This window comes from Ruegeria sp. CDSC025, assembly GCF_059610805.1.
Genome location: NZ_JBXWOJ010000001.1, coordinates 137,921 through 163,556, shown reverse-complemented (window position 1 = coordinate 163,556; position 25,636 = coordinate 137,921). Strand labels below are relative to the sequence as shown.

At 56.5% G+C, this 25,636-nt stretch carries 24 protein-coding genes; 8 read left to right on the top strand and 16 right to left on the bottom strand.

Features of this window, described 5'->3' with window-relative positions:
• Positions 1-2: 2 nt before the first annotated feature.
• From AC2FH8_RS00855 to AC2FH8_RS00815, 9 genes are all read right to left on the bottom strand, one after another.
• Positions 3-818 (bottom strand): ABC transporter substrate-binding protein, encoded by an 816-nt coding sequence (locus AC2FH8_RS00855; protein WP_496687647.1) that lies wholly within the window; start codon positions 816-818, stop codon positions 3-5.
• A gap of 18 nt (positions 819-836) precedes the next feature.
• Positions 837-1,571: an ATP-binding cassette domain-containing protein gene (locus tag AC2FH8_RS00850; protein ID WP_142634372.1), complete on the bottom strand. Its 735-nt coding sequence runs from the start codon at positions 1,569-1,571 to the stop codon at positions 837-839.
• Positions 1,564-2,277, bottom strand: coding sequence for an ABC transporter permease (locus AC2FH8_RS00845; protein ID WP_281972252.1), 714 nt, complete (start codon positions 2,275-2,277; stop codon positions 1,564-1,566). The genes AC2FH8_RS00850 and AC2FH8_RS00845 overlap by 8 nt, the downstream gene beginning before the upstream one ends.
• Positions 2,278-2,430: 153 nt before the next feature.
• Positions 2,431-3,420: an ABC transporter substrate-binding protein gene (locus AC2FH8_RS00840; RefSeq protein WP_496687643.1), complete on the bottom strand. Its 990-nt coding sequence runs from the start codon at positions 3,418-3,420 to the stop codon at positions 2,431-2,433.
• 60 nt (positions 3,421-3,480) lie between these two features.
• On the bottom strand, positions 3,481-4,326 hold the full coding sequence (locus AC2FH8_RS00835; RefSeq protein ID WP_496687640.1) for an ABC transporter permease: 846 nt from the start codon (positions 4,324-4,326) through the stop codon (positions 3,481-3,483).
• Positions 4,323-5,255 (bottom strand): ABC transporter permease, encoded by a 933-nt coding sequence (locus AC2FH8_RS00830; protein WP_496687638.1) that lies wholly within the window; start codon positions 5,253-5,255, stop codon positions 4,323-4,325. The genes AC2FH8_RS00835 and AC2FH8_RS00830 overlap by 4 nt, the downstream gene beginning before the upstream one ends.
• The gene (locus AC2FH8_RS00825; protein WP_281972254.1) at positions 5,248-6,042 is read right to left on the bottom strand and encodes an ABC transporter ATP-binding protein; all 795 of its coding nucleotides are present in this window, start codon (positions 6,040-6,042) and stop codon (positions 5,248-5,250) included. The genes AC2FH8_RS00830 and AC2FH8_RS00825 overlap by 8 nt, the downstream gene beginning before the upstream one ends.
• 54 nt (positions 6,043-6,096) lie before the next feature.
• Entirely contained in the window at positions 6,097-7,551 is a 1,455-nt protein-coding gene (gene hydA, locus AC2FH8_RS00820) for a dihydropyrimidinase (RefSeq protein ID WP_496687636.1), read from the bottom strand.
• A gap of 92 nt (positions 7,552-7,643) precedes the next feature.
• The gene (locus AC2FH8_RS00815; RefSeq protein ID WP_496687633.1) at positions 7,644-8,894 is read right to left on the bottom strand and encodes a Zn-dependent hydrolase; all 1,251 of its coding nucleotides are present in this window, start codon (positions 8,892-8,894) and stop codon (positions 7,644-7,646) included.
• Positions 8,895-9,063: 169 nt separating this feature from the next.
• On the opposite strand from AC2FH8_RS00815, the gene AC2FH8_RS00810 reads away from it, so the two are divergent.
• Entirely contained in the window at positions 9,064-9,672 is a 609-nt protein-coding gene (locus tag AC2FH8_RS00810; protein WP_142634388.1) for a TetR family transcriptional regulator C-terminal domain-containing protein, read from the top strand.
• 253 nt (positions 9,673-9,925) lie between these two features.
• On the opposite strand, the gene preA is transcribed toward AC2FH8_RS00810, so the two are convergent.
• From preA to AC2FH8_RS00795, 3 genes are all read right to left on the bottom strand, one after another.
• Positions 9,926-11,230 carry an NAD-dependent dihydropyrimidine dehydrogenase subunit PreA gene (gene preA, locus AC2FH8_RS00805; RefSeq protein ID WP_496687631.1) on the bottom strand — a complete coding sequence of 435 codons (1,305 nt, stop codon included), beginning with the start codon at positions 11,228-11,230 and terminating at the stop codon, positions 9,926-9,928.
• Between the two features lie 45 nt (positions 11,231-11,275).
• Positions 11,276-12,610: an NAD(P)-dependent oxidoreductase gene (locus AC2FH8_RS00800; protein WP_496677798.1), complete on the bottom strand. Its 1,335-nt coding sequence runs from the start codon at positions 12,608-12,610 to the stop codon at positions 11,276-11,278.
• Positions 12,611-12,767: 157 nt separating this feature from the next.
• The gene (locus AC2FH8_RS00795) at positions 12,768-13,400 is read right to left on the bottom strand and encodes a cupin domain-containing protein (RefSeq protein ID WP_496687629.1); all 633 of its coding nucleotides are present in this window, start codon (positions 13,398-13,400) and stop codon (positions 12,768-12,770) included.
• 171 nt (positions 13,401-13,571) lie between these two features.
• On the opposite strand from AC2FH8_RS00795, the gene AC2FH8_RS00790 reads away from it, so the two are divergent.
• The 3 genes from AC2FH8_RS00790 to AC2FH8_RS00780 all read left to right on the top strand — a co-directional run bounded on the left by AC2FH8_RS00790 (position 13,572) and on the right by AC2FH8_RS00780 (position 16,652).
• On the top strand, positions 13,572-14,567 hold the full coding sequence (locus AC2FH8_RS00790) for a GT-B fold glycosyltransferase domain-containing protein (protein WP_496687626.1): 996 nt from the start codon (positions 13,572-13,574) through the stop codon (positions 14,565-14,567).
• 72 nt (positions 14,568-14,639) lie between these two features.
• Positions 14,640-15,932 (top strand): O-acetylhomoserine aminocarboxypropyltransferase/cysteine synthase family protein, encoded by a 1,293-nt coding sequence (locus tag AC2FH8_RS00785; RefSeq protein ID WP_496687624.1) that lies wholly within the window; start codon positions 14,640-14,642, stop codon positions 15,930-15,932.
• A 3-nt stretch (positions 15,933-15,935) separates the two neighbouring features.
• Positions 15,936-16,652, top strand: a complete 717-nt coding sequence (locus AC2FH8_RS00780) for a GNAT family N-acetyltransferase (protein WP_496687622.1) — start codon at positions 15,936-15,938, stop codon at positions 16,650-16,652.
• Here AC2FH8_RS00780 and AC2FH8_RS00775 read toward each other — a convergent pair.
• Positions 16,649-17,344, bottom strand: a complete 696-nt coding sequence (locus AC2FH8_RS00775) for an SIMPL domain-containing protein (protein ID WP_496687619.1) — start codon at positions 17,342-17,344, stop codon at positions 16,649-16,651. The genes AC2FH8_RS00780 and AC2FH8_RS00775 overlap by 4 nt on opposite strands.
• Positions 17,345-17,508: 164 nt before the next feature.
• On the opposite strand from AC2FH8_RS00775, the gene AC2FH8_RS00770 reads away from it, so the two are divergent.
• Positions 17,509-19,386 (top strand): hypothetical protein, encoded by a 1,878-nt coding sequence (locus AC2FH8_RS00770; protein WP_496687617.1) that lies wholly within the window; start codon positions 17,509-17,511, stop codon positions 19,384-19,386.
• A gap of 43 nt (positions 19,387-19,429) precedes the next feature.
• Here the strand turns inward: AC2FH8_RS00770 and hppD are convergent, their stop codons facing one another.
• Entirely contained in the window at positions 19,430-20,527 is a 1,098-nt protein-coding gene (hppD, locus tag AC2FH8_RS00765) for a 4-hydroxyphenylpyruvate dioxygenase (RefSeq protein ID WP_281994757.1), read from the bottom strand.
• Between the two features lie 146 nt (positions 20,528-20,673).
• Between hppD and AC2FH8_RS00760 the strand changes: the two genes are divergently transcribed.
• Complete coding sequence (locus AC2FH8_RS00760) at positions 20,674-21,129, top strand: Lrp/AsnC family transcriptional regulator (RefSeq protein ID WP_142634408.1); 456 nt, start codon at positions 20,674-20,676, stop codon at positions 21,127-21,129.
• A gap of 19 nt (positions 21,130-21,148) precedes the next feature.
• Positions 21,149-23,029: a monovalent cation:proton antiporter-2 (CPA2) family protein gene (locus tag AC2FH8_RS00755; protein WP_496687615.1), complete on the top strand. Its 1,881-nt coding sequence runs from the start codon at positions 21,149-21,151 to the stop codon at positions 23,027-23,029.
• Positions 23,030-23,057: 28 nt separating this feature from the next.
• On the opposite strand, the gene cobT is transcribed toward AC2FH8_RS00755, so the two are convergent.
• On the bottom strand, positions 23,058-24,071 hold the full coding sequence (cobT, locus tag AC2FH8_RS00750) for a nicotinate-nucleotide--dimethylbenzimidazole phosphoribosyltransferase (RefSeq protein WP_496687613.1): 1,014 nt from the start codon (positions 24,069-24,071) through the stop codon (positions 23,058-23,060).
• Between the two features lie 79 nt (positions 24,072-24,150).
• On the opposite strand from cobT, the gene cobS reads away from it, so the two are divergent.
• Complete coding sequence (gene cobS, locus AC2FH8_RS00745) at positions 24,151-24,915, top strand: adenosylcobinamide-GDP ribazoletransferase (RefSeq protein WP_496687611.1); 765 nt, start codon at positions 24,151-24,153, stop codon at positions 24,913-24,915.
• An 83-nt stretch (positions 24,916-24,998) separates the two neighbouring features.
• Here cobS and AC2FH8_RS00740 read toward each other — a convergent pair whose 3' ends face one another.
• Positions 24,999-25,517, bottom strand: a complete 519-nt coding sequence (locus AC2FH8_RS00740) for a CarD family transcriptional regulator (RefSeq protein ID WP_142634416.1) — start codon at positions 25,515-25,517, stop codon at positions 24,999-25,001.
• Between the last annotated feature and the right edge of the window lie 119 nt (positions 25,518-25,636).

The following is a 25,636-nucleotide window of genomic DNA, read 5'->3' as shown; positions in this document are numbered from 1 at the left end:
CCCTATTGGGCGTTGGGAAAGAACAGCTGCTGGCCGTCGTGCGTGTAAGATGCGATGGCCGCCTGCCCTTCGGGCCCGGTCAACCAGTCAATAAAGCGCTGCCCCGAGGCCGCCCGCACTTTGGGATGCTTGTCAGGGTTCACAAGAATAATCCCATATTGATTAAACAGGCGCGGATCGCCCTCAACCATGACCTCAAGGTTTCCCTTGTTGCCAAAGCTCTGCCAGGTCGCCCGATCCGTCAGCGCATAGGCACCCATCCCACTAGCCACGTTCAGTGTCGCCCCCATCCCGGATCCAGTTTCCCGGTACCAAGTGCCCGAAGCGTCGGTCGGGTCGATACCGGACGAGGCCCAATGGCCCAATTCTGCCTTATGCGTCCCGCTGTCATCCCCGCGTGAGGCGAAGGGCGCCTTGGCCTTAGCCACGGCGGTCAGCGCCGCGATAATGTCAGTCCCACCTTTCACTTTGGCGGGATCGGATTTTGGCCCTACAAGGACAAAATCATTGTACATCACGTCCAACCGCTCAACACCCCAACCATCTGCCACAAACTTCTCTTCGGCAGGTTTGGCGTGAACCAGCAAGACGTCCCCGTCACCGTTGATCGCATTGCGGATCGCCTGCCCTGTACCAACAGCCACCACGCGGACATCAATCCCGCTTTCGGCTTCAAAGCCTGGCAGGATATGGTCGAACAAGCCCGAATTCTGAGTCGACGTGGTTGATTGGACTACAATAAATGGGGTTTCGGTCAATGCGGCTGTAGTGTTCAGGCCAAGCGCTATTACTGCAGCCCCGACGAATTTGCGGATCATTTGAACTCCATATTCAGATTAGGTTACCAGACCACCGGCAACAAACCGGCGCGCGGCGTCACTTGTCGGGGCATCCAGAACTTGTTTGGCAGCACCGTGTTCGACCACGTGCCCGGCCTGCATCATGACGATATCCGCTGCCAGACGGCGTGCCTGACCGATATCGTGGGATACCATGACAATGCGTACCCCACGGTTCGAAGCGCGCAAGATCATCCGTTCGATCATCTGCGTAGCACCAGGATCAAGCGAACTGGTTGGTTCGTCCAGGAACAAAGTCTCCGGGTCCAGCGCCAGCGCGCGCAGGATGGCCAGCCGTTGCGCCTCGCCCCCGGACAGCGATCTGGCGGACTGGCGCGCCTTACCCTCTAGCCCACCTTCGGCCAGCAATTCGTCGATCCGGGATTTGCGAATTGCACGGGACATGCCCTGACGCTTTAGCACAAAATCAAGATTGGCTGACACGGACCGGCGCAACAGAACCGGTCTTTGAAACACCATCGCCTGTCGTGATTTGTGATACGCATTCAGGGCAATCCCGTCCTGCTGAACCCTGCCGCTATCCGGGACGATAAGCCCGTGCAAACAGCGCAAAAGCAGGCTCTTGCCCGCTCCGTTCGGCCCAAGGATCAAAGTTGGTCCCAGCCCCATCAGGGATAACTCTGGCACTTGAAGCAGTGTCTTTCCCTTGCGGGAAATCTGTAAACTGTGAACAGAAAGACATTTCACCATCTCGGGCACCAGATCACGCATGGCGCAACCCTTCCTTCTCGGCCCGCAGGCTAAGCGTGCTGACCATGGCGTTTACTGCGATGGCTATGGCAATCAGGATGGCCCCAAGCGCAAGCGCCAACGCCAAATTTCCCTTGGACGTTTCAAGGGCGATTGTCGTCGTCATCACCCGCGTGACGTGGTTGATATTGCCGCCAACGATAATAACCGCTCCAACTTCGGCAATCGCACGTCCAAACCCTGCCAGCAATGCAGTAACAAGAGACAGCCGCGCATCCCACAATAGCACCGGAATCGATGCCATCCGCGACACGCCGAGTGAGCGGAGTTGCTCGGAATATTCCTCGGCCAGCATTTCGACCACTTGACGTGTCAGTGCGGCAACGATCGGGGTCACCAGAACGACCTGAGCAATAATCATCGCCGTCGGTGTGTAGAGCAATTCAAGGACCCCCAACGGGCCGGAACGCGACAGCATCAGATAGACCAGCAAACCAACCACAACCGGGGGCAAGCCCATCAAGGCATTCATCAAGACGATCAGAATCCGCCGCCCTGGAAAACGCGCAACGGCCAAAGCCGCGCCCATGGGCATCCCGATAACGGCAGAAATCAGAACGGCAAAAACAGAGACTTTCAGGGACAACAGAACAATCGCCCACAGCTCCGGATCCCAATGAAGGATCAAAGCAAGCGCCGACCTGAATTCTGTTGTGAAATCCTGCATTATCTACCTAATACTCCCCATATTGAACAGTTTGCAATAATTTACAGGTAATTACTATGACAAACGCGCTACAAGTGCAGTCACATTTTCGACGCTTCCAACAAAAAACGCGGCCCCATTTGGGACCGCGCCATATTCCATCGTGAACCTGACTCAGTTCAGTGCTGCATCCGAAATCTGATGCGTCCAGGCACCTTCGGGTTGTTTGGTGATAACGGGGTCAGAACCACCGGCAAGCAGCGTCCCTACAGTGCGCTCAAAATCCACCGGATCAAGCGATCCGTTTGAGCCCGCAGTCAGCTTGGCAATCTCACCCATCATACGTTTCTGATGCGCTTCGGTTTGGGCACCAGTCGCGTCATTTTCAAGCACGATATCGGCCGCTTCATCTGGGTTCTCTTCGGCATATTTCCACCCCTTCATCGACGCCCGTACGAAACGTTCCATCTTGTCGACAAATGCCGCGTCGCTCAGGTTCTCTTCAAGAACGTACAGGCCGTCTTCCAGCGTGGCGACGCCCTGATCTTCGTATTTGAATGTGACCAGTTCGTCGGGGCTGACGCCGGAATCTATGACCTGCCAGTATTCGTTATAGGTCATGGTGCTGATGCAATCAGCCTGACGCTGCAGCAGCGGGTCGACATTAAAGCCCTGCTTCAGAACCTCGACACCATTTTCGCTCTTGCCACCGGTATCAATGCCCAGCTGGCTCATCCAGCTCATGAAGGGGAATTCGTTGCCAAAGAACCAGACGCCCAGTGTCCGGTTCTTAAGGTCTTCTGGTGCGGAAATACCGGCATCTTTCCAGCAGGTCAACATCATACCCGAGCTTTTGAAAGGCTGGGCAATATTCACCAGCGGCAGGCCCTTTTCGCGCGCGGCCAATGCAGCTGGCATCCACTCGACCGTCACGTCAGCGCCGCCACCGGCAATGACCTGTGTCGGCGCTATGTCCGGGCCGCCTGGCAGAATTGTGACATCAAGACCTTCTTCTTCGTAGAACCCTTTGTCTTTGGCCACGTAATAACCTGCGAACTGAGCTTGCGTGACCCATTTCAACTGCAATGTCACCTCATCCGCCGACCAGGCTGCACTGGCGGCCAGGCTAAAGGCGGCAACCGCCCCGCTGAGTATCTTTTTCATCTTCACATCTCCTAGTTTCAGTTGGCGCCCCATTTTTCATTTTTGGGGTCTGTTGAATTCTTATCCGCGTTGCGACGGGTGCCAGAAGGTCACCGCCTTTTCGATCATGGCCACCAGACCATAAAATGATGTCCCGGCCAAAGCCGCCACTACGATCTCGGCCCAGACCATATCCAGTGAGAGCTGCCCCACGCTGGTAGATATCCGAAACCCCATGCCAAGCGTCGGTGAGCCAAAGAACTCGGCCACGATAGCGCCGATCAATGCAAGGGTGGTGGATATCTTGAGACCATTGAAAACAAATGGCATCGCGGCAGGCAAGCGCAGCTTCAGAAAGCTCTGCCAATACGTGGCGGCATAAGTCTCCATCAGGTCGCGCTGCATTGCTGTCGCCTCGCGCAGCCCGGCGACGGTGTTCACCAGCATTGGGAAAAAGACCATCACGACAACCACCGCCGCTTTGGAGTGCCAGTCGAACCCGAACCACATGACCAGAATCGGCGCGGTGCCAACAATCGGAAGAGCGGCCACGAAGTTGCCCACGGGCAAAAGCCCAAGGCGCAGAAAATCCCACCGGTCCACTGCAATCGCCATCAGGAAGGCGGCTCCACAGCCGATGATGTAACCGCTCAGCGCGCCCTTGATGATGGTTTGCACGAAATCCATCCAAAGCGTTGGCAAACTGTCCCAGAACCGAATCCAGATAACCGATGGAGCGGGCAGAATGACCAAAGACACCTCAAGGCCGCGCACTAAAAGCTCCCAGATGACGATGATAGTCAGACCAAAGATCAGCGGAGCCAGAAACCGGACCATCCGCGTATCAGCATAAGGCCCGCTGGCCAAGCGGCTGTTCAACCACCATCCCAACAGCCACACACCGAGTGCGCCCAGAATTGGTATCATTGCGCAATCCCCATCCGTTTCAGGACCGACTTTTCAATCAGCCCCAGAAGCCCCACAAGACAGGCCGCCAGAATCGCCGCCGCAAACAGGGCCGACCAGATTTGCACGGTCTGACCATAATAGCTGCCTGCCAGCAGGCGCGCGCCCAGTCCCGCAACTGCCCCGGTGGGCAATTCCCCCACGATGGCCCCTACCAATGAAGCCGCAATGCCTATCTTCAGCGATGTGAACAGATACGGCATCGAGGCCGGCAAACGCAGTTTCCAGAACCCCTGCGCGTGGCTCGCGCTATAGGTACGCAGCAAATCCAGTTGCATCGCATCCGGGCTGCGCAAACCTTTGACCATGCCCACCACGACAGGAAAAAAGCTGAGATAGGCCGATATGACCGCCTTGGGGATAATCCCCTGCACGCCAACGGAATATAGGACCACAATGATCATCGGGGCCAGAGCGATGATCGGGATGGTTTGGCTGACTATCGCCCAGGGCATGACCGACAGGTCCATGACCCGGCTATGTACGATCCCAACAGCCAGCAGAATTCCCAGACCGGTGCCAATGGCAAAACCCAGTATCGTCGCACTCAGCGTCACCCAGCCGTGATAAACCAGCGAGCGCTTTGAGGTGATTTTCTTCTCAACCGTTGTCTTCCATATCTCAACGGCCACCTGATGCGGAGCGGGCAACCGCGGACGATCCTGTTCCCACGTGGCTGGAATGGCAAAGCTATTGTCCAGAACCAGGCTGAATTCGGACAGATCGCGACGATCTTTTGCCGAGGGTGGCTGAACAGTGGCGCCGGCCCGTTCCTGTTCGGTCAGAACGCCTTTGATATTCATCGGAATACAAGCGGCGTACCAAAAGGCTACTATGACGGCCAGTACCGTCAATACAGCCCAGAATGCCTTGAACCCGCTACTATTCATCCGAATGCCCCGCGCGCAACCCTTCTCGCACCCTATGGGCAACTTCGATGAATTCCGGCGTGTCGCGAATATCGAGCGGCCGCTCTTTCGGCAACGGACTGTCGATCACGTCAGTGATCCGTCCGGGCCGAGGGCTCATCACAACGATCTTGGTGCTCAGATAGACGGCCTCAGGGATGGAATGGGTGACAAACCCAATGGTCTTTTCAGTCCGCGCCCAAAGTGCCAGAAGCTGCTCGTTCAGGTGATCGCGGACAATCTCATCCAACGCGCCAAAAGGTTCGTCCATAAGCAGGATATCCGCATCAAAGGCCAGCGCCCGTGCAATGCTGGCCCGTTGCTGCATTCCACCCGATAACTGCCAGGGAAACTTTCCACCAAACCCTTCAAGATCAACAAGTTCCAAAACCTTGTTTACGCGTTCTTCCTGCTCGGCAGCTGTAAACCCCATGATTTCAAGCGGGAGCTTGATGTTCTTGGAAATGGTGCGCCAAGGGTACAGACCCGCGGCCTGAAATACATAGCCATAGGCCCGATTCCGCCGCGCCTCATCCGGGGTCATACCGTTGACGGTCAATGTCCCGCCGGTCGGTGTTTCCAACGCAGCGATGCACCGCAAAAAGGTGGTCTTACCACAGCCGGAGGGTCCGATGAAGCTGACGAATTCTCCCTTTTCGATGGTCAGGTTCACATCCTTCAGAGCGTGGACCGGCCCGTCATTGGTCTGAAAGGTCAGATCCAGTTGCCGCGCCTCGATTACAGGCGGTGCAGCGGTTTCAATATTCATTCCATCCCCTTGAACTTAAACCGTAATAAGACGTGATATCTGCCACATATTCAGTCATACACCGGTTGCTGGAATACCCGTGCGTACCACCGGTCGCGGCGCTGTCAGCTCTTTCCAAGTACTCAGCGCCTTGTTGACGGTTGTATTGGCCTCGCGTTCAACAAATTGGCCATGGCCTTCCTGAGTCCTGATCTCTCCGTCATGCACTGCAACCTGCCCACGGGTCAGAGTAAAGCGCGGCAAGCCTTTGACCTCTTTGCCCTCAAACACGTTGTAGTCGATCGAAGATTGCTGCGATTTCGCGCTGATCGTCTTGCCTTTCTCAGGATCCCACACCACCAAATCGGCATCGGCACCTACAAGAATTGCGCCTTTTCTTGGGTAACAATTCAATATCTTAGCGATGTTTGTTGAAGTGACTGCCACAAATTCATTTGGCGTCAGCCGACCAGTGTTCACCCCATGAGTCCACAGCATCGGCATCCGGTCTTCCAACCCTCCGGTACCGTTCGGGATCTTGGTGAAATCCCCCACGCCAAAGCGTTTCTGATCCGTCGTAAAGGCGCAATGGTCGGTGGCCACGACACTCAACGAACCAGATTGTAATCCGTTCCACAGGCTATCCTGATGCTGCTTGTTTCGGAACGGAGGGCTCATGACCCGCCGCGCCGCGTGGTCCCAATCCTGGTTGAAATACTCGCTCTCATCCAAAGTCAGATGCTGGATCAAAGGTTCCCCCCACACCCGCTTGCCCTGCATCTTTGCACGCCGAATGGCCTCATGCGCCTCTTCGCACGATGTGTGCACCACATACAGCGGCACTCCGGCCATATCCGCGATCATGATTGCGCGGTTGGTCGCTTCGCCCTCGACCTGCGGCGGACGGGAATAGGCATGTGCCTCGGGGCCTGTATTGCCTTCGGCCAACAGCTTTGCGCTGAGTTCGGCAACAACATCGCCATTCTCGGCATGCACCATGGCCGTTCCACCCAGCTCGGCAAGACGCTTGAACGAAGCATACATTTCATCGTCATTGACCATCAACGCGCCCTTATAGGCCATGAAATGCTTGAACGTGTTGATGCCGCGTGTCTCGATCACCGTCTTGAGGTCATCAAACACCTGCTCGCCCCACCAGGTCACCGCCATGTGGAAAGAATAGTCGCAATTTGCACGTGTCGACTTGTTATCCCAGCGCTTGAGCGCATCCAACAGGCTTTCACCTGGGTTGGGCAGAGCGAAATCAACCACCATCGTGGTTCCTCCAGCCAATGCCGCCCGGGTTCCGCTCTCGAAATCATCGCTGGAATAGGTGCCCATGAACGGCATTTCCAAATGCGTATGCGGGTCGATCCCGCCAGGCATCACATAGCAGCCTGTCGCATCCAGTTCCGTATCACCTTTTAGGTCCGGCCCAATCTCGGTGATCACCCCATGCTCGACCCTCACATCCGCCTGGTAAGACAAATCCGCGGTTACGACGGTCCCGTTCTTGATAACAGTGCTCATATCAATCTCCCTGATGCGGTCTGCGCCGCTTGCTTCATCTGGCTACAAATACCTCGGGGGAGTCGCCCAACGGGCGACGGGGGCAGAGCCCCCTATTCCACAATTCCAGCCGTCTCTACGACCGCATGAAACAGAACATCCGCCCCGGCGGCAGCCCAAACCTTGCTGATTTCTTCGGCTTCGTTATGGCTTAGCCCATCCACACAAGGGCACATCACCATCGCTGTTGGTGCAACCCGGTTGATCCAGCAGGCATCATGACCGGCGCCCGAAATGATATCTGTATGAGAATAACCCAACCGTTCAGCCGCATCGCGTACAGCTGCCACGCAGCCATCATCGAATTTCACCGGATCAAATCCGCCAACTTTCTCGAACTCGATCTGTAGGCCCATCTCATCCACGATATCTTCGGCCGCTACGCGCAGACGATTTTCCATATCGGTGATCACGTCCAGATCGGGCGAACGGAGATCGACAGTAAACACAACTTTCCCCGGGATCACGTTACGCGAATTCGGAAACACATCAATATGCCCCGCCGCACCCACCGCGTGGGGCGCATGGGACCAAGCAATCTCGTCAACCTTTTCAAGGATACGCGCCATCGCCAATCCGGCATTCTTGCGCATCGGCATCGGCGTAGACCCGGTATGGGCGTCCTTTCCGGTAACGGTAATCTGGGTCCAGCTGAGACCCTGACCATGGGTGACAACGCCGATATCCTTCCCCTCGGCCTCAAGAATGGGGCCCTGTTCGATATGCAGCTCAAAAAAGGCGTGCATCTTTCGGGCACCAACCTCTTCGTCACCGCGCCAGCCAATGCGGCTCAGCTCATCTCCGAACTTCTTACCATCGGCATCCTCACGGTCATAAGCCCAATCCTGCGTATGCATCCCGGCAAAAACCCCCGAGGACAGCATCGCAGGTGCATAGCGCGTGCCTTCTTCATTCGTCCAGTTGGTCGCAACGATTGGATGTTTGGTCTTGATTCCCAATTCATTGAGCGTGCGAATGATTTCCAACCCGCCCAATACACCCAGAACACCGTCATATTTGCCGCCTGTCGGCTGCGTATCCAAATGTGAACCCACATAGACCGGCAATGCCTCGGGGTCCGTGCCCTCTCGATGCGCAAACATATTGCCCATTTGGTCCAGCCCCATGGTGCACCCTGCCTCTTCGCACCATTTCTGAAACAACGCGCGGCCTGCCGCATCTTCATCCGTCAGGGTCTGACGATTATTGCCCCCCGCAACACCCGGGCCAATCTTGGCCATCTCCATCAGGCTGTCCCACAACCTGTCGCCATTGATCCTGAGGTTCTGCGCCGGAGCTGCCATCCTAGTCTTCCCTGTTGCTTGCGATTTGCTCGCTTTTGGTGTCTTGATTTGACCATCTGGTCAAACTCACGCTATCACGGGTTCGACATCAGTCAAGAAATAGCAGAGCTCGGTGGGAATTTTTGGCATATTCCGCACTTGCGAGCCCAAAAATCAGACAGGCAAAGACATGTCCAAAGACCGCGCACCAACACGAATTCAGAAAAAAAACCGCGCTGCAATTCTAGAAGCCGCTTTGAACGTGTTTTCTGCCTACGGTTTCCGCGGTGCCACCGTCGACCAGATTGCTGCCGAGGCCGGGTTGAGCAAGCCGAATCTTCTGTATTATTTCCCCTCAAAAGAAGCGATTCACACGGCCCTTCTATCTGGCCTTCTCGAGATTTGGCTGGCCCCCCTCCATGATCTCGACGCCGACGGGGACCCTTTGGAAGAGATACGCGCTTATATCCATCGCAAACTGCAAATGAGCCGGGAACTTCCGCGCGAAAGCCGTCTGTTTGCCAATGAACTGGTCCAGGGTGCGCCACGCATACACGATGCATTGTCCAATGATCTCAAAACTTTGATGGATGAGAAGACCGCAATCCTTACGGCCTGGATGGAGCAGGGTAAAATCGCGCGCCTCCATCCCTACCACCTTATTTTCTCCATCTGGGCTTTGACACAGCATTATGCGGATTTCGATGTCCAGGTTCGGGCCATTCTTGGCGACGAAGACCCGTATGAAGGTGCTGAACCGTTCATCGACACGCTCTACCGCAAATTGCTGGCGCCTTAGGTTTTCGTTAGCCGGAACCCGCTCACCCTGAGCCTAGGATGACGCTACTCTTTTCTTCCCTGTCCACACACAGGTGCCGTGGTAAGGCTTTCGTTGGGTGGGTAGAGCGAGAAGTGGGGCATAAGGCGTTCCAAGACTAAGTGAGGAGGCGCGGATATCATCTGATCCGCACCGCCACCCAATATGTCGCAAACTGCCACAACGCCCCCTCATCGACATCCTGCTCTAAGAAAATTCGACGAGTTTTCTTGGACTACTCGGCGGCTTTCGCCATTGGATTGTTGGGATGGGTTGTCCAGTTGCCATATTCGGGCTGCACTTCTTGTCCCGTGCGCGGGTCGATTTCGCCAGCGGCCATCGGCACCATCGAAATACATCCTTCAACCGGGCACACATCCACGCACAGGTTACAGGCCACACATTCGTCATCCATAACCTCGAACACGCGCTCTTCGGACATTGAAATGGCCTGGTGGCTGGTGTCTTCGCAGGCGGCATAGCATCGGCCACACTTGATGCACTGATCCTGATCAATCTTGGCCTTGGCGACATAATTCAGGTTCAGATATTGCCAGTCGGTCACGTTTGGAACCGCAAGACCGACAATTTCCGAGACGTCCTGATACCCTTTTTCATCCATCCATTTCGACAGACCCGCCGTCAGTTCGTCAATGATCTTGAACCCATAGGTCATCGCCGCCGTGCAGACCTGAACATTGCCGCAACCCAATGCCATAAACTCTGCTGCATCGCGCCAGGTGGTCACACCGCCAATACCCGAGATCGGCATTCCTTTCGTTGCCTGTCCACGCGAAATCTCGGACACCATCGACAGGGCAATCGGTTTCACCGCGGGGCCACAATAGCCACCGTGGCTGCCTTTGCCGTCAATCGAGGGTTCAGGGCTGAAGCTATCCAGATTGACACTGGTAATCGAATTAATCGTGTTGATCAGCGATACCGCATCCGCACCACCATTCTTTGCGGCTTCGGCAGGCTTGCGGATATCAGTGATATTCGGCGTCAGTTTCACGATGACCGGTCGGTCATAGTATTTCTTGCACCAGCGCGTCACCATCTCGATATATTCCGGCACCTGCCCTACGGCCGCCCCCATCCCGCGCTCGCTCATCCCGTGTGGACAGCCAAAGTTCAGTTCGATCCCGTCGGCACCGGTTTCGGCAACACGCGGCAGGATAGCCTTCCAGGCCTCTTCCTCGCACGGCACCATGATCGAGGCGATCAGGGCGCGATCTGGATAATCAGCCTTAACCCGCGCCATTTCTTCAAGGTTTACCTCTAATGGGCGGTCTGTAATCAGCTCGATGTTGTTCAGACCCAACAACCGACGGTCTGCGCCGTAGATCGCCCCATAGCGGGGGCCATTAACATTGACGACCGGTGGACCTTCGGACCCGAGTGTTTTCCACACCACACCGCCCCATCCGGCCTCAAAGGCGCGGCGGACGTTATATTCCTTGTCCGTCGGCGGCGCAGATGCCAGCCAATATGGGTTGGGGCTTTCAATTCCCAGAAAGTTCGATTTCAAATCAGCCATTTATCCGGCCTCCCTGATGCTTGCAGGCATCTTGATCATTGAGTTTCACGCAATCAGACTTGCGTGGATATCCATCGCGGCATCGCGCCCCTCGGCCACTGCGGTCACGGTCAGGTCATCCCCGCCTGCGGCGCAGTCGCCTCCGGCCCAGACCGCTTGTACCGATGTGCGCCCGGCGCCCGTGACGGCGATCTTGTTCCCGTCCAACGTCAGCCCTTCGGGCGCTCCTTCCAGCGTCTGACCTATTGCCTTCAGCACCTGATCGGCAGGCAGGCGGGTTTTCTCGCCGGTGCCCTTCAACTGACCGTCATGGCTGGCAGTATACTCCAATTCGATCTCGGCGGCTGCCCCGTTGCCGTGTACGGCTATGGGCTGAACATTGGTCATGATCCTGACACCGTGCGATGCGGCCAGATCCTGCTCATAGCGGCTGGCACCCATCGCCTCGCGTCCGCGCCGGTAGGCGATGGTGACGTTTTCCGCGCCCAGCAATTTCGACTTTACAGCTGCGTCAACCGCGGTCATGCCGCCTCCGATGACGACGACATTCCGCCCAACGGGCAGCTCAGCCAGATCGGCCGCCTGACGCACATCCGAGATAAAGTCGACCGCGTCGCGCACGCCGGTCAGATCCTCGCCGCCCGCTCGCAATGCATTCACACCTGTCAGACCGATGGACAGGAAAACCGCATCATAGTTGTCAACAAGGCCATCCAGCGACAGGCCCTCGCCCAGCACCGATCCGGTCTCGATGGTGATGCCGCCGATCCTCAGCAACCAATCGATCTCAGCCTGAGCGAAATCATTGGTCGATTTATAGGCGGCAATTCCATATTCATTCAGACCACCGGGTTTTGGGCGGCTTTCGTGAATGACCACATCATGCCCCAGCATCGCCAGCCGATGCGCACAGGCTAGCCCTGCGGGCCCTGCCCCGATCACGGCCACCGTTTTGCCGGTGAATGCGGCGCGCTGGAACGGATGGTCGCCCGATGCCATAACGCTGTCAGTAGCAAACCGCTGCAAACGCCCGATCTCGACTGGCGATCCTTCGGCGGTTTCGCGTACGCAGACTTCCTCGCACAGCGTTTCGGTCGGACAAACACGGGCGCACATGCCACCCAAGATATTCTGGCCAAGGATGGTTTCACCCGCAGCTTCAGGCTGACCGGCCTGAATCTGGCGCATGAACAATGGAATATCAATGTCTGTCGGACAGGCCGTCACACACGGCGCGTCATAGCAGAAATAGCACCGATCCGCGGCCACTGCGGCCTCATGCGGGGCAAGTGGTGGATGCAGATCCGTGAAATTCGAGGTCAGCTCATCGCTGGAAAGCCTCCCGGAGACTATGCCGGGGACCATCTGGCCCTGTGCCATCGCTCTACTCCCTGTAGATATGTTGTTATGGCCTCAGCTTGGCACAATCTGATTTTTTATCAAATGGTAAATTTTGCCAAATGGTCAAAAAATGAATAACCAGGCCGAAACACCCGGTTTTTTACTGTACATTGCTGGTTTTTTGGGCCGGAACCGCTCAGATCATCTGTGACAGGTGCCCCGATTTGATCCAAATTCGCGCGCCCTCTGCTCCTGCCAAAGCAGTGGAACGCGCACCTGGCGGTAATCTCAACCAGTCCCAGACCGAAAATTCTTCGTCGGATTCCTGCACCGAACCTGCGATGACAAACAACTCCAACCCATCGACTGCATCCAGATCCAGCTTTTCGCCAGGTGACAGATTCAATACGCGAACATCTTCGCGTGAGTCCTTGAAAAGCTGAAGATTCGAATCCACGGTAATCGACCGACGAATTTCGGTCCTGTCCTCAGGGTCAAACTGGTGCAGTTTGACTAGTATCGTCGCGCCTTCGTTTGACGAAGGCGTATGGGAAGATGTCGGAGGATTGCGCACATAACTACCTGCAGGAAAATCACCGGTCTCGTCCTGAAACACACCGTCCAGCACCAAATACTCCTCTCCTCCATCATGCGTATGGGCGGCAAAGGCGCTTCCTGGGGCAAAGCGGACAATCGTGGTGGCGCGGGCGACCTCTTCCCCGATCCGGTCCAACATCTTGCGCTCGACCCCTGCGGCAGGTGACGCAATCCAGTCATTCCGGTCGAAATGCACAGCAACACGTTTTGTGAAATCTGCGTTAACTCTCATGCGGCTTCTCCTGTTGGGTCTGGTCTCTAGATGGTTGCGCAAGTCCTGAATTCAAAATTCAGATGCATGATCTATGATCACATCTGGTTTTGTGCCACGTCTCTACCTAGTGTACGCCCAACCAAAATTCGAGCAGTGCTGGCCCAACGCCACGAACCCGAGAGACGCCCGATGCAGACCGCCAACAATAAATTCAATATCGTGGTCATCGGCCAAAACAACCGGCTGCAATACGAGGCACTGCTGTTTGCAGCCTCGTTACGACACAGCTGTCCCGATTTCGCTGGCCGCCTGTTCGTTGCCGTTCCTCAACCGGGGGCCCGATGGTCACAGGACCCCAGCATTCAGGATGAGGATGTCCTGAAAGCGTTACACCAGCTTGGGGCCGAAATTCTACCGTTTGAAAACCGGGCTTTCGGTGGAAGCTATCCCTATGGAAACAAGATCGAGGCGCTCTTGTCCTTGCCCAAGGGGGAACCATTTGTCTTTTTCGACAGCGATACGCTTGTCACCGGAGACCTGAATAGTGTGCCCTTCGATTTTGACCGCCCCGGTGCCTCGCTGAAAGTTGAGGGGACATGGCCGCGCCCGACCCTGTATGGTCCGGGGTATGACGGTATCTGGCGCGCCCTGTATGAGCGGTTCGAACTGGATTTCGACAGCTCCTTGGACAAGGCCCAACCAGCCGAATACTGGCGGCGCTACCTGTATTTCAATGCGGGTTATTTCTTTTACAGATGCCCACGCCAGTTCGGCGAACGGTTCCTGGAATATGCCTGCACCATCCGGGATGAGGATATCCCGGAACTCGCGGGCCAAACACTGGACCCATGGCTGGATCAGGTCGCATTGCCGCTGGTTATCCATGCCCTTGGCGGCGGCCGCGACGCACTGCCCACTGGCCTGCTGGACGGGTCGGTCACGTGCCACTACCGTCTGTTTCCTCTGCTGTATGCACGCGAAAGCGACCATGTGATCGAGGTTCTGGAAACTGTGGTTGCGCCCAACAAGTTCAAGAAAGTGCTCAAGGGCTATGACCCAATAAAGAAACTGGTGCTCCAGCGCAAAGGGCACAAAATACGCGAGATGTTCGATCGCGAAAACCTGCCTCAGCGCGAGCAGGTCATTCGCAACAAGATCAAAAGCAAAGGTCTATGGATGCGCTGACAGCAATGTTGTGCGCACGCGTCCAATCGCCTAGAGATTCTGCAACACATAGTCCAACAGGAGATTTCCACCATGTCTGACGGCCCCACCTACGGTTTCGACACGCTTCAAATTCACGCAGGCGCGCGCCCTGATCCGGCAACAGGTGCCCGTCAGACGCCGATTTATCAAACAACGGCATATGTGTTTCGCGATGCTGACCACGCGGCGGCTCTGTTCAACCTGCAGGAAGTCGGCTTTATCTATTCCCGCCTGACCAATCCCACCGTGGCGGTTCTGCAGGAACGCGTGGCAACGCTTGAGGGTGGCGTTGGAGCAGTTTGCTGCTCGTCCGGTCATGCCGCCCAAATCATGGCACTGTTTCCGCTGATGGGACCTGGCTGCAACGTGGTGGCCTCGACCCGGCTGTATGGCGGCACGATCACTCAGTTTAGCCAGACGATCAAACGGTTCGGCTGGTCTGCCAAGTTTGTGGATACTGACGATCTGGATGCTGTGAAGGACGCGATCGACAAAAATACACGAGCGGTGTTCTGCGAATCCATCGCCAACCCGGGCGGCTATGTCACCGATATCCGCGCACTGGCGGATGTGACGGATGGCGCCGGCATTCCGCTGATCGTCGACAACACCTCGGCCACACCCTATCTGTGCCGCCCGATTGAGCACGGCGCGACGCTGGTTGTGCATTCAACCACCAAATACCTGACCGGCAACGGCACTGTCACTGGCGGCTGTATCGTGGATTCGGGCAAGTTCGACTGGTCCGCGAATGACAAATTTTCCTCGCTCAGCCAGCCGGAACCGGCCTATCACGGGCTGAAATTCCACGAGACATTCGGTCCGCTGGCCTTCACATTCCACGGCATCGCCATCGGCCTGCGTGATCTGGGCATGACGATGAACCCACAGGCGGCGCATTACACGCTGATGGGGATCGAGACTCTGTCTCTGCGAATGGAGCGTCATGTAGAGAACGCGCAAAAGATCGCAGCCTGGCTAGAGGCCGATGACCGCGTGGAATATGTGACCTATGCGGGCTTGCCCTCGTCGCCCTATCACGACCGGGTCAAGACGCACTACCCCAAAGGGGCCGGTGCGCTATTCACCTTTGCGGTCAAGGGCGGCTATGACGCCTGTGTCAAACTGGTGAACGCGCTGGAGATCTTCAGCCATGTGGCCAACCTGGGCGACGCGCGGTCGTTGATCATTCATTCGGCCTCGACCACCCACCGTCAGCTGACCCCGGAACAGCAAGAGGCCGCAGGCGCCGGTCCCAGCGTGGTTCGGGTGTCCATCGGCATCGAAGACGCCAACGATCTGATTGCCGATCTGGATCAGGCGCTGGCCAAGGCAACGGCCTGACAAATGGCCGGGCACGATACCAACGATCTAGGCCAACCCATCGGCCGGCCGGTTTCGGGCAAGTTTCCGCGCCCGACGCCGCCTTATACACCGATGGAAGGTCAATATTGCTCGGTCGTGCCCCTTGATGTGAACAGGCATGCGCCCGGTCTGTACCGGGCGTTTGCCAATGACACTGATGGGCGGAACTGGACTTATCTGCCCTATGGCCCATTCGACAGCGAAGAAGATTTCGCCGCCTGGACCCGCGCGTCCTGTATGGATGCCGATCCCATGTTCCACACAGTGCTAGACGATGATGGCACCCCGATTGGCATGGCCTCGTTCCTGCGGATTGAACCTGCGGCCGGTGTGGTCGAGGTTGGGCACATCCATTTCTCACCGCTGCTGCAGCGCAGCCCGAAATCCACCGAGACGATGTACCTGATGATGCGCCGCGTGTTCGACGAGCTGGGGTATCGCCGTTACGAATGGAAATGCGACGCGCTGAATGCCCCGTCCTGCAGTGCGGCCCAAAGGCTGGGCTTTACCTTCGAAGGCGTCTTTCGGCAGGCCACCCATTACAAAGGGCGCAACCGCGATACAGCCTGGTATTCAATCCTCGATACCGAATGGCCGCGCATCCGCTCGGCTTTCGAGGCCTGGCTGTCGCCGGACAATTTTGATCAGTCGGGCCAGCAGCGGCAATCCCTGATGGCCCGAACCAGCGACACATCCTAGTCGGAAATCAGAAATTCCATCGACACGTTGACCGAGACCGAAATCTCGCCCCCGGAAACCGGAACGCCGCCCTCAGCTGCCATGTTCATTGCACGCATTTGCGGCATGGGATTGAATCCTCCGGCCTGTTCGCGGATCATCTGAACCGGACCCAGCGTGACTTCGGCCGCCTGTGCCAGTTGGTTGGCCTTTGCCCGCGCCTCACCGACAGCTTTGGCCCGCGCCTGTGCCTCAAGCGGTGCAGGGTCCTGAATTCCGAAATTCAGCCCGCCGAAATTGTTGGCCCCGTCGTCAATGACCGCATCCATGATGGTACCCAGCTGCGACAGATCGCGAACACGCACCACGACGCTGTTGGATGCGACAAAGCCGGAAATCTCGGGCGGCTCTCCGCTAGAACTGTTCCGCCCAGACCATACCGGCGACAAAGACAGATCACGTGTCTGCACATCACGGGTTTCGATCCCCATCTCATCCAGTCGAGTCAGAATTTTGGTCACCGCGTCCGAAGTCGCCTGCATCGCATTTGATGCCTGTGCATCTTCGTTTGTTACACCCAGGGTAATGGTGGCCATATCCGGGGCCGCATGCACCATGCCTACCGCATCAACAATGATGCGACGTTCTTCCGCAGTTGCCATCCCTACCGACGTCATGGCCAGCACAGCGGCCAGAAAAGCGATTTTCTTCAATATCTTCCCTCCAATTATCCTGATTTCAACATGGGGTTGCACCGGGTCACGGGGCAAGAGGAGACGCAGGCTTTTTCTTTCCCTCGGCGAGATCCTGCTTTAATGTCGGTCTGCGGACGAGGCATCGTTTGCATTGCAACTGACAATTATGGTTCCTCCGGATTATGAAACCCGCTTTTGCGCTGTCCATTTCTACAACCGGAATTTCTTTGCACCACAATTCCGATGGCGACTGGTTCGCCATAGGTGAGGTGTCGTTGGATGCCTCCAACTTGGAAGAGCAGTTGAAAGCGCTTCGGGACAAGGGGTTTGCGCTTGAAAATGACCTGAGCTGCAAGGTCATCATCCCAAGGGATCAGGTCAAATTCATCAAAGTCGATACCGCCGGATCATCCTTCGAAGACACCGAACAGGCTGTGCAAAACGCTGTATCCGATGCCACCCCTTATGACCTGACAGAGCTGGTATATGTCACGGCACATGACGGGGCGACCACATGCGTCGCCGTCGTTCCACGCGATACACTGGAGGAAGCTCGGGGGTTTGTGCTGGGATACGGATTCGTTCCGGTCGCGTTCAGCGCTGCATATGAAACAGATGATTTTCCGACCGAACCGTTTTTCCCGCTTGGGGACGCGCCTGCGACCACAAACGCGCCCAAAGTGATCCCCACAGACCCCGCGCAGGATAGTCCGGTTGTTCACGCGATCGCCGATTCTACCGCTCCGACCAGCTTTTGGCCTGTCCAAAAAGTGGCCGCACCTAACTGGGCCTCTCTGCCATCAGTGCGAATTGCAGCGGCGGTGGCTTTGATGTTGGTGGCCGGTGGCATATGGAGCCTTTTTGGAGAAGACAGCCCTGCCCCTGCCGATTCAGAACTGGCCCTGCTGGACGAAACAATATCCCAACCCGAACCGAGTTCTGGACCTGTCGAGCCTGCAGAGACACCCGCAGCACAGGCCGAAGTCACAGTGCCTGAGACCGCAGAGCCAGAAATGGCACCGACCTCTGAATCAGAGCCCGAGCTGTCTGCAACCGACCAGGCCATTCTTGAGGCGCTGAACGTTGCGCCCGCGTTGGTAGACGAAATCGAGCTTGAGCCTGAACCTCAGTTAGTTCCTACACAGCCGGAGATCGAAATCACGTCACCGGGCCTTTTGATAGCGCCAGCGCAGGATCCGCAAATTGAGCTGTATCTGGCCTCCAAAGACGACTCGAATCTGTCGCGTGATGCAATCGCATTGCCGCCAGTACACACATACGACACCGACCTGCCATTTGATTTCGAACCACTTTCAACCGCTGCCGGGGCAAGGTTCAGCCTTGACGAGCGCGGGCTGGTAATACCAACCAAAGAAGGCGTCTTGAACCCGGACGGAGTGGTTGTCTATTTGGGAACACCTTCTAAAACTCCCCCTCCATCGGCTTTGGTCCGGCTGGAAAAGGCACCTGTTGAGGAAGTGGTCGACAACAGGCTGGCGACATTGCGACCAAAACCAAGGCCCGAGAACCTGACCGAAAATTTTGAACGGCAACGGCTTCAAGGGCGTACATTGAAGGAATTGTCCGGAATTCGCCCGAAACCGCGCCCGGAATCCCTGTTGCGTGCTCCGCCGCCCCCGGAATCGACTGAGCCCCTTGCGGAAATGAGGGTGCCGCGCCCCAAACTCCGACCGGCCGGACTGACCCGGCAGGCCAGTGCAGGTACTGCGACTTTGGGTTCGGCAGCTGGAATTGAACAGCTCAACAATGAGGTCGGAACGTTCCAGCCCAAAACCACAGCGCCCAAAATCCCATCCTCGGCTTCGGTTGCACGGCAGGCCACAATCGACAATGCAATCAACCTGCGGAAACTGAACCTGATCGGGGTTTACGGCAGCCCATCCAATCGCCGCGCATTGGTTCGGCTGCCCAGCGGCAGGTACAAAAAGCTTAAGATCGGGGACAGGCTTGACGGCGGCAATGTCATTGCTATCAGCGACAATGAATTGCGCTATCAGAAACGCGGGCGAAACGTAGTTCTCAAGATGCCACGTGGTTAAGAGGCGGCCTGCGCGGGTGACCACGCAGGATTACCTTCTTGCATCAAGCTGCTGAAATTTCTCCACTTTCAATCTGCTCTCGCTCAATGGATTCGAACAGCGCCTTAAAGTTACCCTCGCCAAACCCATCGTCGCCTTTGCGCTGAATGAACTCGAAGAAAATCGGTCCGATGACCGTTTTCGAGAAGATTTGCAGCAGAATCCGGGTCTCACCACCGTCCAGAACGCCCTCTCCATCAATCAGAATGCCGTGCTTCATCATCCGGTCCAACGGCTCTTCATGATCGACCACGCGGGTTTTGGACAACTCATAATAGGCTTCGTTCGGGCCGGGCATGAACTTCAGCCCCTTTTCGGCAATCGCATCGGTCGAGGCATAGATATCCTCGCTGCCCACAGCGATATGCTGGATGCCCTCGCCCTTGTATTTCTTCAGGTAGGAAACGATCTGCCCGGTTTCACCGCGATCTTCGTTGATCGGAATGCGGATACGCCCGCATGGAGACGTCAGCGCGCGACTAAAAAGACCGGTGAATTTGCCCTGAATGTCAAAAAAACGGATTTCACGGAAGTTGAACAAATCACCATAGAACTTGAACCACTTGTCCATATTGCCCTTGTAAACATTGTGGGTCAGGTGATCGAGATAATAGAACCCATCCCCCCGGGGCTTGGACTGTTCTGTCCATGTGAATTCCTGATTATAGGGCGATGTTTCGTAATATTGATCAATGAAATAGATCAACGATCCGCCAATCCCCTTGATTGCAGGCACATTCAGTGTCTTGTCTGCCGCGTCATAAGGTTCAGCCCCTTTCGCTACAGCGTGCTCATAGGCTTTCTGCGCATCCACGACGCGCCATCCCATCGCCGGAGCACAAGGGCCATGCTCGCCCACGAACCGGGCAGAATAGCTGTCGGGATCTGCATTCAGGATGTAAGTCACATCACCCTGTTGCCACAACTCAATCGCAGGCTTGTCCTTGTGGTGACCTACCAGCGCGAATCCCATCTTTGCGAACAGATCGCGCAGCTCTTGCGGCTCGGGATGTGCGAACTCGACAAACTCGAACCCATCGGTTCCGGCGGGGTTTTCATCCGATATGATTGATTTCGGGGCGTTGTGAGGGAAAGGACCCATGGCGCGTCTCCGTTAATACAGGAATTTATTTGCTGATTTCAAAATACGTCTTAATCGGCACTTTTTTCGCGCATAGTTTTCCAATAACTTAAAGGGGCGCGCGTAAATTGCGCATAAGATTGGCCAATCACGGAGTTTTTCCGCACATGCTTGATTCCACTGATACGCGCCTGCTGTCAGCGCTGCAGAAAAACGCCCACCTAACAGCACACCAACTTGGAGAGATGTTGAACCTGTCGCCCAGTCAGGCTGGTCGCCGGCGCCAACGGCTGGAGGCTGAAGGGTATATCACCAGCTATGTCGCTCGCCTCGATCCTCTAAAGTTAGGGTTGCAGGTGCAGGGTTTTGTTCAGGTTCATCTGAGTACGCACGGCCCCGAGCAATCTGAAGGCTTTGCCCGTATGGTCGAAACACGCGCCGAAATCACCAGCGCATGGACAATGACAGGTGAGGCCGATTATTTACTACATGTCTATTGCGACGATCTATCCGCGCTTAATCGCTTGCTTCATCAGGTAATCCTTCCACATCCTGCAGTGGCTCGGATACAAAGCCAAATCGTTATGGATCAGCTCAAACGCGACGCCCCCCTGCCCACCTGAGCGCATTGAAAGGACGATCATGGACAACTTCCTTTACCAGGCGACGATCTATCTGGCTGCGGCTGTGATCGCCGTGCCGCTTTCGGCGCGTCTGGGACTGGGCTCTGTACTGGGATATCTGGCCGCGGGCCTTGTCATAGGGCCGTTGTTCGGATTGGTGGGTGCGGAAACGGAAAACCTGCAGCATGTGGCTGAATTCGGCGTAGTCATGATGCTGTTCCTGATCGGACTTGAACTGGAACCGCGCGCTCTTTGGGATATGCGGGACAGGCTTTTGGGGCTTGGCGGCCTCCAGGTGCTTTTATCGACCGCAGTGATCGCCAGCGTCGCCATGTATGCAAATCATCCATGGTCCGTAGCCCTGGCAGTGGGGTTGACGCTTTCCCTGTCATCAACTGCGATTGTTTTGCAGACCCTGTCGGAAAAGGGCTTGATGAAAACGAACGGAGGACGGGCGACCTTTTCAGTACTGCTGACTCAAGACATCGCGGTCATACCAATCCTGGCACTGCTTCCACTGCTGGCTCTGCCTGCCATTCCCCAGATTGCAAATGACGGATCTATCAACCGCATATCCACGGGGCACCACGGCGCGGCGAATCATAGCTTGTCATTGGTCGAGGGGTTGCCAGGGTGGGCGGTAACGCTTGTCACCATTGCCGCGATCGGTTTCGTCATTCTCGCCGGAGTGTACCTGACCAGGCCCTTGTTCCGCTTTATTCATGCGACCCGCCTCCGCGAGATGTATACGGCGCTGGCGTTGATGATTGTGGTTGGCATTTCCTTCCTGATGACGCTGGTTGGCCTGTCACCCGCTCTGGGCGCGTTTCTTGCAGGTGTGGTGCTGGCCAGTTCCGAGTTCCGGCATGAAATGGAGAGCGACCTAGAGCCGTTCAAAGGCCTTTTCCTTGGTCTGTTTTTCATCACCGTTGGCGCGGGCATCGATGTCGCCTATTTCTTTGACGACCCCTTCGATCTGATCGGACTGGCCCTGTTGGTAATCTTGGTCAAAGGGATCATTCTGTTCCTGGTTGGCCGCGCATTTAAACTGCGCGGACGCGATCACTGGCTGTTTACACTGGGGCTGGCGCAAGCAGGTGAGTTCGGCTTTGTCCTGCTGGCGTTTTCGACCCAGCAGAATGTGATTCCAGGGGATCTGTCACAAAAACTTTTGATGATCATTGCGCTGACCATGCTGATCACGCCGCTTTTGTTCATCATTTATGATCTTCTCTCGCGCCGGATGGGGGATGGCACACCGGCACCCGAACCGGATGAGATCGACGAGAAAGGCCCGGTCATCATCGCCGGGATCGGGCGATTTGGTCAGATCGTCAATCGTCTGGTGCAGGCAAGCGGGTTCAAAACCATCGTTCTTGACCATAACATCGAAACCATCCAGCTGATGCGTCGCTTTGGCGTAAAAGGGTTCCTGGGGGATCCGACCCGTCCGGAATTGTTGCGCGCGGCCGGCCTTGAAAAAGCATCTGTTCTGGTGGCTGCGATGGATGATCGCAAGAAGGTGACGCGTCTTGTCGGCTATGCGCGCCGCCAGCGCCCAGACCTACATATCGTCGCGCGGGCACGGGATCGGACCCATGTGTACGAGCTGTATCAAGCCGGCGCGAACGACATTGTGCGCGAGACATTCGATGGCTCATTGCGGGCCGGGCGATATGTGCTCGAGAATGTGGGTCTCAGCGAATACGAGGCAGCGCAGGCCGAACAGACTTTCTACCACCATGATCGCATGTCGGTTCGTGAACTGGCAGAGCTCTGGATTCCCGGGCTGCCCACCGCCGAGAACAAAAAATACATCGAGCGTGCGCAGCAGCTGGAAAAAGACCTTGAGACCGAACTGCTGGAATTGGCGGAAGAAAACGACAAAAAATCGGCCTGACCTTCAACTGACGGTCAGGCCGCGCGGATCAACTGTCCGAGACGCCAGCTTCGGCAAAGGTCGCCATGCCGGAATGACAGGCAACAGCGCTTTTGAGGATATTGATCGCCAGCGCCCCGCCAGAGCCCTCACCCAGTCGCAGCCCCAGCTTCAGCAAAGGCTCTTTACCGAGCTTGGCCAACACAGCGCCATGCGCACCTTCCGCGCTCTGGTGCCCGGCGATCGAGTGATCCAGCGCGCTCTCTGAAAGGTCAGACAGACACGCGGCGGCCGCTGAGCAGATAAAGCCATCCAGAATAACCGGAATGTGCAGCGCGCGTGCGGCGGCAATGGCTCCGGCCATAGCGGCGATCTCGCGTCCGCCCAGACGGCGCAGAATCTCTAGCCCATCGCCCGAACCGCCATGTAGCGTAACACCTTCGGCCACCACACGGGTTTTGTTTGCTAATCCCGCATCATCGACACCTGTTCCGCGACCAGTCCAATCGCCCGCCTGACCTCCGAACAAGGCGCAAGCAATCGCCGCTGCGGGGGTTGTGTTGCCGATACCCATTTCACCAACAACAAGAAGATCGGCGTTTGGTCTGACCGCAGTCCACCCGGTGCGCAGCGCCTGCAATAGGTCGTCCTCTGACATAGCTGGACCTGATGTGAAATCCGCGGTCGGTCGTTCAAGCTCCAGCGCGTGGACATCCATCGTAGCACCAGCCGCCTTGGCCAGCTGGTTGATGGCCGCCCCGCCATGTTCAAAGTTCAACACCATCTGCACGGTCACTTCCGGCGGAAAGGCCGAAACACCCTGTGCTGTGACACCGTGGTTTCCGGCAAACACGATAACCTGCGGCGAGGTGATCTGCGGGCGGGCATCCCCGCGCCAGCCTGCATACCAGATTGCCAGGTCTTCCAACCGACCAAGCGCGCCCGGAGGTTTGGTCAGCTGCCCATTACGGTCAGTCGCCCCTTGCGCAGCGGCATCATCGGGCCCGGAGGCTTGCCGGACAGCTTCGCGGAAAGAATTCAGATTGTTAATTTCGGGCAGCATCCAAAGCCTCGTTGCATCAGAGTGGTCCTGCGTGTTTAACCGAAGCGATCAAACCGACAAGACCCTGAAAGGCGCAGGAGTGCTAAAAAACGACACCAAGCTCATTTCTGCCTGGGATATTCCGCTGGCTTTGGTCCTGTTGACGCGTTTGCCCGTGCCGCGGCTGCCTGACAGAGTGTTCTCGCGTCAGGCCAGCGCCGTTTGGGCCTTTCCATTGGCGGGGCTTGTTGTCGGCCTGTTGGCCTGTGCCGCAGGATGGATGGCGACGGCTATGGGGCTGCCGTCGATAGCGTGTGCCATACTTGTCGTTCTTGTCCTGACCATCACCACCGGCGCGATGCACGAGGATGGGCTTGCAGATACCGCCGACGGGCTGTGGGGCGGTTTCACGCCTGAACGGCGGCTAGAGATCATGAAGGACAGCCACATCGGCACCTATGGCGTCCTTGCCCTGATTTCTTCGCAACTGCTGCGCGTGTCGTTGATTACTGCGATCCTTTCGAATGCGGGTTTTGCCACCATATTGGCCGCATGCATCGTTTCGCGGGCTATGATGCCTGTTATTATGTCCGTCCTTCCAAATGCCCGCCAATCAGGCCTTAGCCATTCAGTGGGCGCACCCGGGTCGACCGCGGTGATACTCGGCGGGGCCATGGCGCTGCTGCTCACTCTGCCCATAATCGGGTTGCAGGTGGTTTTCCCGGCGCTGATTGCCACTTTGTCTGCGGTGGCAATGGCGATGCTAGCCAAGGCCAAGATCGAGGGTCAGACCGGTGACATACTGGGCGCTACTCAACAACTGGCCGAGATAGGGTTTCTTATGGCCGTAGCTACGCAGGTTTAGTGGCCCCGATTTCAATAGGTGACTGCAATATAAAAAGGCCACCTCCTTGCGGGGATGGCCTTAAAACTTTGATTTTAGCAGGTTCAGGCCGCCGCTGCCGCGCGCGAGGTCAGAACCTCATCCACCTGCCTGGCCGCAGACACTTCGCCTGCGCCGGATACTGCCGCGACTTCGCGGGTCAGACGCTCAAGCGCGGCTTCATAAAGCTGACGTTCGGAATAGCTCTGTTCGCGCTGATCATCGGTGCGGTGCAGATCGCGGACAACTTCGGCAATCGAGATCAGATCACCCGAGTTGATCTTTTGTTCATATTCCTGTGCCCGGCGGGACCACATGGCACGCTTGACCTTGGCCTTGCCCTTCAGCGTTTTCATCGCTTGGCTGATGACATCTGGCGAGCTGAGCGACCGCAGACCAGACTCGGTCGCTTTGTTGGTCGGCACGCGCAGGGTCATTTTGTCTTTCTCAAAGGAAATGACGAACAGCTCGAGCGAGTATCCGGCAACTTCCTGCTCTTCGATCGAAATGATCTGACCGACACCATGGGCCGGGTAAACAACATAGTCGTTGGGGCGAAACTCAAGCTTCTTCGACTTAGACATACAGGTTCTTCCTTGGTTACGAGAGCGCGGGACAGACAACAAAACGACCCACCCCGTGCCAGTACGGCCCGGTCAGGTTGCTGTGTTTTCAACTAATCAGAACTCCAAAGCGAGCATAC

What these genes read in the sequence shown, in the direction of transcription:
- AC2FH8_RS00830 (WP_496687638.1), bottom strand. Translation starts at nt 5,255, where the DNA reads ATGAATAGTAGCGGGTTCAAGGCATTCTGGGCTGTATTGACGGTACTG.
- AC2FH8_RS00780 (WP_496687622.1), top strand. Translation starts at nt 15,936, where the DNA reads ATGGCCGGGCACGATACCAACGATCTAGGCCAACCCATCGGCCGGCCG.
- AC2FH8_RS00755 (WP_496687615.1), top strand. Translation starts at nt 21,149, where the DNA reads ATGGACAACTTCCTTTACCAGGCGACGATCTATCTGGCTGCGGCTGTG.
- AC2FH8_RS00850 (WP_142634372.1), bottom strand. Translation starts at nt 1,571, where the DNA reads ATGCGTGATCTGGTGCCCGAGATGGTGAAATGTCTTTCTGTTCACAGT.
- preA (WP_496687631.1), bottom strand. Translation starts at nt 11,230, where the DNA reads ATGGCTGATTTGAAATCGAACTTTCTGGGAATTGAAAGCCCCAACCCA.
- AC2FH8_RS00840 (WP_496687643.1), bottom strand. Translation starts at nt 3,420, where the DNA reads ATGAAAAAGATACTCAGCGGGGCGGTTGCCGCCTTTAGCCTGGCCGCC.
- AC2FH8_RS00825 (WP_281972254.1), bottom strand. Translation starts at nt 6,042, where the DNA reads ATGAATATTGAAACCGCTGCACCGCCTGTAATCGAGGCGCGGCAACTG.
- hppD (WP_281994757.1), bottom strand. Translation starts at nt 20,527, where the DNA reads ATGGGTCCTTTCCCTCACAACGCCCCGAAATCAATCATATCGGATGAA.
- AC2FH8_RS00810 (WP_142634388.1), top strand. Translation starts at nt 9,064, where the DNA reads ATGTCCAAAGACCGCGCACCAACACGAATTCAGAAAAAAAACCGCGCT.
- hydA (WP_496687636.1), bottom strand. Translation starts at nt 7,551, where the DNA reads ATGAGCACTGTTATCAAGAACGGGACCGTCGTAACCGCGGATTTGTCT.
- AC2FH8_RS00815 (WP_496687633.1), bottom strand. Translation starts at nt 8,894, where the DNA reads ATGGCAGCTCCGGCGCAGAACCTCAGGATCAATGGCGACAGGTTGTGG.
- AC2FH8_RS00845 (WP_281972252.1), bottom strand. Translation starts at nt 2,277, where the DNA reads ATGCAGGATTTCACAACAGAATTCAGGTCGGCGCTTGCTTTGATCCTT.
- AC2FH8_RS00790 (WP_496687626.1), top strand. Translation starts at nt 13,572, where the DNA reads ATGCAGACCGCCAACAATAAATTCAATATCGTGGTCATCGGCCAAAAC.
- AC2FH8_RS00770 (WP_496687617.1), top strand. Translation starts at nt 17,509, where the DNA reads ATGAAACCCGCTTTTGCGCTGTCCATTTCTACAACCGGAATTTCTTTG.
- AC2FH8_RS00760 (WP_142634408.1), top strand. Translation starts at nt 20,674, where the DNA reads ATGCTTGATTCCACTGATACGCGCCTGCTGTCAGCGCTGCAGAAAAAC.
- AC2FH8_RS00795 (WP_496687629.1), bottom strand. Translation starts at nt 13,400, where the DNA reads ATGAGAGTTAACGCAGATTTCACAAAACGTGTTGCTGTGCATTTCGAC.
- AC2FH8_RS00835 (WP_496687640.1), bottom strand. Translation starts at nt 4,326, where the DNA reads ATGATACCAATTCTGGGCGCACTCGGTGTGTGGCTGTTGGGATGGTGG.
- AC2FH8_RS00800 (WP_496677798.1), bottom strand. Translation starts at nt 12,610, where the DNA reads ATGGCACAGGGCCAGATGGTCCCCGGCATAGTCTCCGGGAGGCTTTCC.
- AC2FH8_RS00740 (WP_142634416.1), bottom strand. Translation starts at nt 25,517, where the DNA reads ATGTCTAAGTCGAAGAAGCTTGAGTTTCGCCCCAACGACTATGTTGTT.
- AC2FH8_RS00855 (WP_496687647.1), bottom strand. Translation starts at nt 818, where the DNA reads ATGATCCGCAAATTCGTCGGGGCTGCAGTAATAGCGCTTGGCCTGAAC.
- cobT (WP_496687613.1), bottom strand. Translation starts at nt 24,071, where the DNA reads ATGCTGCCCGAAATTAACAATCTGAATTCTTTCCGCGAAGCTGTCCGG.
- AC2FH8_RS00785 (WP_496687624.1), top strand. Translation starts at nt 14,640, where the DNA reads ATGTCTGACGGCCCCACCTACGGTTTCGACACGCTTCAAATTCACGCA.